At 68.6% G+C, this 5,687-nt stretch carries 4 protein-coding genes; 3 read left to right on the forward strand and 1 reads right to left on the reverse strand.

Annotated features, from left to right (window positions below; translation table 11 throughout):
- Positions 1–28: 28 nt before the first annotated feature.
- Positions 29–1,111, reverse strand: a complete 1,083-nt coding sequence (locus AC04L7_RS11375) for an ABC transporter ATP-binding protein (protein WP_435999026.1) — start codon at positions 1,109–1,111, stop codon at positions 29–31.
- A gap of 430 nt (positions 1,112–1,541) precedes the next feature.
- Between AC04L7_RS11375 and glk the strand changes: the two genes are divergently transcribed.
- The 3 genes from glk (at position 1,542) to AC04L7_RS11390 (ending at position 5,475) form a co-directional block, all read left to right on the forward strand.
- Positions 1,542–2,549, forward strand: coding sequence for a glucokinase (glk, locus tag AC04L7_RS11380; RefSeq protein ID WP_435999028.1), 1,008 nt, complete (start codon positions 1,542–1,544; stop codon positions 2,547–2,549).
- Positions 2,550–2,781: 232 nt separating this feature from the next.
- Positions 2,782–4,692: a phosphogluconate dehydratase gene (gene edd, locus AC04L7_RS11385; protein ID WP_475513034.1), complete on the forward strand. Its 1,911-nt coding sequence runs from the start codon at positions 2,782–2,784 to the stop codon at positions 4,690–4,692.
- A 123-nt stretch (positions 4,693–4,815) separates the two neighbouring features.
- Positions 4,816–5,475, forward strand: coding sequence for a bifunctional 4-hydroxy-2-oxoglutarate aldolase/2-dehydro-3-deoxy-phosphogluconate aldolase (locus AC04L7_RS11390; protein ID WP_435999030.1), 660 nt, complete (start codon positions 4,816–4,818; stop codon positions 5,473–5,475).
- The last annotated feature ends 212 nt before the right edge of the window (positions 5,476–5,687 follow it).

A 5,687-nucleotide genomic window follows, 5' to 3' on the forward strand; every position in this document is an offset into this window, starting at 1 on the left:
CCTTTTTTCCTTGCTGCGGTGGACGACCTCAGCCCAAGCGCAGGCCGCTGTCCGGATCGAAGCAGTGCAGCGGCGCGTTCTCTACCGTGACCCGCAGGCCCTGCCCCGGCTCCGGCAACACCTGCGGCGGCATGCGCGCCACCAGTGGCTGGCCGACGAAGCGAAGGTTGACGAACACTTCGTTACCCACCGGCTCGATCAGGTCGACATGGGCCTCGAACGCGGGCTTGCCGATACCCGCCGGCTGCAGGTGCTCAGGGCGGATGCCGAGCGCGATGCGCCGTCCGATCCAGGCACCGGCGACGGCCGCATGGCCCAGCGAAATCTGGCCACCGCCGTCCAGCGCCAGCTGCAAACCATCTTCCTGCTGCAGCGTGCCATACAGTACGTTCATCGCCGGGCTACCGAGGAAGCCGGCGACGAACAGGTTGGCCGGCCTCTCATAAAGCGCCATCGGCGTGTCGATCTGCTGGATCTCGCCATCCTTCAGCACCACGATGCGCTGGCCCAGCGTCATGGCTTCCACCTGGTCATGGGTGACGTAGATCATCGTCGCGCCGAGCTGCCGGTGCAGGCGGCCGATTTCGGTACGCACGGAATGGCGCAGCTTGGCATCGAGGTTCGACAGGGGTTCGTCGAGCAGGAACACCGAGGGCTCGCGTACCAGCGCGCGCCCCAGCGCCACGCGTTGCCGCTGGCCGCCCGACATTTCACGCGGCAGCTTGCCCAGCATGTGGGTCATGCCCAGGGTCTGCGCGGCATCGTGCACGCGGCGTTCGATCTCGGCGCGTGGCGTGCCGCGCAGCTTCAACCCGAAGGCGAGGTTCTCGGCCACCGTCATGTGCGGGTACAGCGCGTAGCTCTGGAAGACCATCGCGATGTCGCGGTCCTTCGGCGCCACGTCGTTGACGCGGCGGCCGCCGATCGACAGGGTGCCGTCCGAAATCTCTTCCAGGCCGGCAATCATGCGCAACAGCGTGGACTTGCCGCAGCCCGAGGGACCGACCAGCACCATGAGTTCGCCATCGGCGATCTCGAAACTGGCCCCGTGCACGGCCACCTGGCCGTTGTCGTACACCTTGCGCACGCGGTCGAGTTGGACACTGGCCATCATTGCTCCGGTCGGGCGGCGCCCGTGCTGGTTCGCTGCGTCCCGGCCCTCCCGGGTGCAGGCATGCCTTCACAGGCGATGCGCTCGGCTTCCCGTTCCGTGGGCGGGGAAGGTGCACTATTCTGCCATGTAACCGTTTTCACGGCGCAAGCGGCACCGCCGCGAAGAACCTGGAGTCTTCACCTCACGTGCCGCCGACCCTGCTTTCCCCTCGCCCCTGCACACGTCCCGCCGCGCACGCGCATGCCGGTATCGCGCATACGTATACGCATCGCGCGGACAGGTTCGCCTCCGTCTTCCCACGATGCGGGTGCGCGCTATCATTCGCCGCCCACACAGCGTGGCCCTCCCACGGCAGCACAGGATCGATCAGGCGAATGCAGCGGACCCGTTTTGGAAGCCACCCCGCCTCGAACAGGATGTTGGCCGCATGAGCAGCGCCGATCGTGTCCTTCTCGCCGATATCGGCGGCACCAATGCGCGCTTCGCGCTGGCCGATACGTCCGCGTCAGTGCCGCTCATCGACGACAGCGTGCGTGAATTCGTCGTCGCCGATTTCCCCTCGCTCGCTGACGCCGCCCAGCATTACCTGGACGAGACCGGCGCCACCGCCCAGAACGGCGTGTTTGCGGTCGCCGGACGGGTCGACGGCGATGAAGCACGCATCACCAATCATCCGTGGGTCATCTCGGTGAACCGCACGCGCCAGGCGCTGGGCTTCCAGGGCCTGAGACTGGTCAACGATTTCGCCGCGCAGGCGATGGCGGTGTCGCTGCTCACGCCGCGCGACGTGGTCGCCATCGGGGGCGCGCACTGGGCGCCCGCTCCGCTGTCGGTTCCACGCACGTACGCCGTGATCGGCCCGGGCACGGGCCTGGGCGTCGCCGCGCTGGTGATCCGCGACGGACGCGCCTATCCGCTGGAAACCGAAGGCGGCCACGTCAGCTTCCCGCCCGGTACGCCGGAAGAGATCCGCATCCTCGAAATCCTGTCCGCGCAGTTCGGCCGCGTGTCGAACGAGCGCCTGATCTGCGGTCCCGGCCTGGTCAACCTGTATCGCGCGCTGAGCGAGATCGCGGGCGAAGATCCCGGCGGTCCGCTGGAGCCGAAGGATGTCACCGCGCGCGCGGCCGCGGGCGATCCGCGCTGCGTGCGCACGCTGGACGTCTTCTGCGCCGTGTTCGGCGCGATCGCCGGCGACCTCGTGCTGACGACCGGCGCCTGGGATGGCGTGTTCCTCACCGGTGGCCTGGTGCCGAAACTGCTCACGTCACTGCAGCATTCCGGCTTCCGCCAGCGCTTCGAACACAAGGGCCGCTTCTCGCCCGCGATGGGGCGCGTGCCCACGCTCGCCAACATGCATCCGCGTCCCGGCCTGCTCGGCGCGGCCGCGTATGCGGTCGAACTGTTCGGACCGAAAACGCCCGCGCACGCCTGAGGTTTTGCGCAGATGCGCGCTGCAACGCAGCACGCGCAGCGCGACCTCACGCGGACTGGTCTGCCTTTGGTCGCTTTCGCGCCTGCGGCAAAGGCGGTAGAAAGCAGCATGCCGTCGCCGTCGTTCGTCGCCCTTCCCCTCCACGCGCTGGAGCTGCAGGAAGGCCGCTCCGCACGGCCCTTTTCCGCCATGCCATGCAGAATGCATCCGTCTGCAGCCTAGTCCTACGCCAATGAGCCTGCACCCCCGCATCCAGGAAGTCACCGAACGCATCCGCCAGCGCAGCGCCCCGTTGCGCCGTGCCTACCTCGACGGCATCGACGCCGCCCACCGCGACGGCCCGCAACGCGCGCGCCTGAGCTGCGGCAACCTCGCGCACGCTTTCGCTGCCTGCGGCCCCACCGACAAGGGTCGCCTGCGCGCGGACGTGACGCCGAACCTCGGCATCATCAATGCCTACAACGACATGCTGTCGGCGCACCAGCCGTTCGAGCATTACCCGGAGATGATCCGCCAGGCCGCACGCGACCTCGGCGCCACCGCGCAGGTCGCCGGCGGCGTGCCGGCGATGTGCGATGGCGTGACGCAGGGCCGCCCGGGCATGGAGCTGTCGCTGTTCTCGCGCGACGTGATCGCGCAGGCCACGGCGATCTCGCTGAGCCACGACATGTTCGATGCCGCGCTGTACCTGGGCGTCTGCGACAAGATCGTCCCCGGCCTGCTGATGGGCGCGCTGGCGTTCGGCCACCTGCCGGCGGTGTTCGTGCCGGCCGGCCCGATGTCGCCGGGCATCCCCAACAAGGAGAAGGCCGCGGTACGCGAGCGTTATGCCGCGGGCGAAGCCACGCGCGAGGAACTCCTGGAAGCCGAAGCCGCGAGCTATCACGCGGCGGGCACCTGCACCTTCTACGGCACCGCCAATTCCAACCAGGTGCTGCTGGAGGCGATGGGCCTGCAGTTGCCGGGCACCTCGTTCGTCAATCCCGACCAGCCGCTGCGCGATGTACTGACGCGCGCGGCCGCGGAGCGCGCGCTGGCCATCACCGCGCTGGGCGACGACTACCGACCGATCGGACGCCTGATCGACGAACGCGCCATCGTCAACGCCATGGCCGCACTGATGGCGACCGGCGGTTCCACCAACCACACGATCCACTGGATCGCCGTGGCACGGTCGGCCGGCATCGTGCTGACGTGGGACGACATGGACGTGATCGCACAGACCGTGCCCTTGCTGGCGCGCGTGTATCCGAACGGCGAAGCCGACGTGAACCGGTTCGCCGCGGCGGGCGGCACCCAGTTGGTGTTCCGCGAGTTGCTTGACGCCGGGCTGATGCACGACATCACCACCATCGTGCCGGGAGGCCTGCGCGCCTTCTGCGATGAACCCCGCCTGCAGGACGGCAAGCTGGCCTACGCGCCGGGCATCGCCCAGAGCGCGGACGAAGAGGTGGTGCGCCCGGTCTCGCGGGCGTTCGAGGGACAGGGTGGCCTGCGCCTGCTGCGCGGCAACCTGGGCCGTTCGCTCATCAAGACCTCGGCCGTGAAGGCGGAATACCGCTTCATCGAAGCGCCGGCCGTTGTCGTCGACGATCCGCGTGCGCTCAACAAGCTGCACGCCGCCGGTGTACTGCCGCAGGACTTCGTCGCGGTGGTCCGCTATCAGGGCCCGCGCGCGAACGGCATGCCGGAACTGCATTCGTTGGCGCCGTTGCTCGGCCTGCTGCAGAACCAGGGCCGCCGCGTGGCCCTGGTGACGGACGGCCGGCTGTCCGGTGCTTCCGGCAAGATTCCCGCCGCGATCCACCTGACCCCGGAAGCCGCGCGCGGCGGTCCGCTGGCCAAGCTGCGCGAAGGCGACATCATCCGGCTCGATGCCGAAGCCGGCACGCTGGAAGCGCTGGTCGACGCCGCGGAATGGGCGGCACGCGAGATAGCACCGAACACGTCGCCCGCGGCGCTGGACCTGGGCCGCAACCTCTTCGCGGTCAGCCGTGAMGTGGTCACGCCGGCCGACCGCGGCGCGATGTCGATTTCCTGTGGCCTGCCGTACCACGATGGCACCTGGGAATACGACGCCGAGTACGAACTGGGCGACGCCGCGCACGCCGCGGAGGCACCCCACGAGGCCAAGGATGCGTAACGTCGAATCAGGCTCTTCTTCCGGACATCATTTCCGTGGGAGCGACGTAAGTCGCGAAGCTTCCACCTGACGCCGATCGCGACTCACGTCGCTCCCACAACACGAATCGCCCCACTTGCCCCCATGACCATCGAAGCCCGCCAGCAGAAAGCCGAATCCCTCCTCCGCGCCGCCGGCATCCTGCCGGTCGTCACCGTCCACACCCTGGATGAAGCGCGCAAGGTGTCCGAAGCGCTGTTGCAGGGCGGCCTGCCCGCGATCGAGCTGACGCTGCGCACGCCGGTGGCGATGGACGCGCTGGCGATGTTGAAGAAGGAACTGCCGGACATCGTGATCGGCGCAGGCACGGTACTGACCACCGAGCAGATCAGGCAGTCCATCGATGCCGGTGCCGACTTCCTGGTCACCCCCGGCACGCCGCCGGCGCTGGCCGATGCGCTGGCCGCCGCCGACATCCCGGTGGTGCCTGGTGCCGCGACGCCGACAGAACTGCTGTCGCTGATGGGCCGTGGCTTCCGCGTCTGCAAGCTCTTCCCGGCCACCGCGGTCGGCGGCCTGGCCATGCTGAAGGGTCTGGCCGGACCGCTGTCGGAGCTGAAGATCTGCCCCACCGGCGGCATCACCGAGGACACCGCGGCCGACTACCTGTCGCAGCCGAACGTCGTCTGCATCGGCGGCTCGTGGATGGTGCCGAAGGGCTGGCTGGACAACGGCGAGTGGGACAAGGTCACCGAGAGCTCGGCGAAGGCGGCCGGTATCGTACAGCGGGTTCGGGGCGGCTGAATTTTTCCGTGGGAGCGACGCAAGTCGCGACCGCAGAAGTGAAATGCCGTGAGGCGCGTGCGCCGTCACGCCCTCGCTGCCGGAGACATGGCCCGTGCCCTCATGCTGCGGCATGCGATGCCGTGCGGTCGCGACTGATGCCGCTCCTGCATCGGATCGCGTCATGTCAGCTCCAGCGCCAGGCCTTGCCGTTTCCAGCCGTATGCCAGCAC

This window comes from Pseudoxanthomonas sp. LjRoot204_2, from assembly GCF_056175765.1.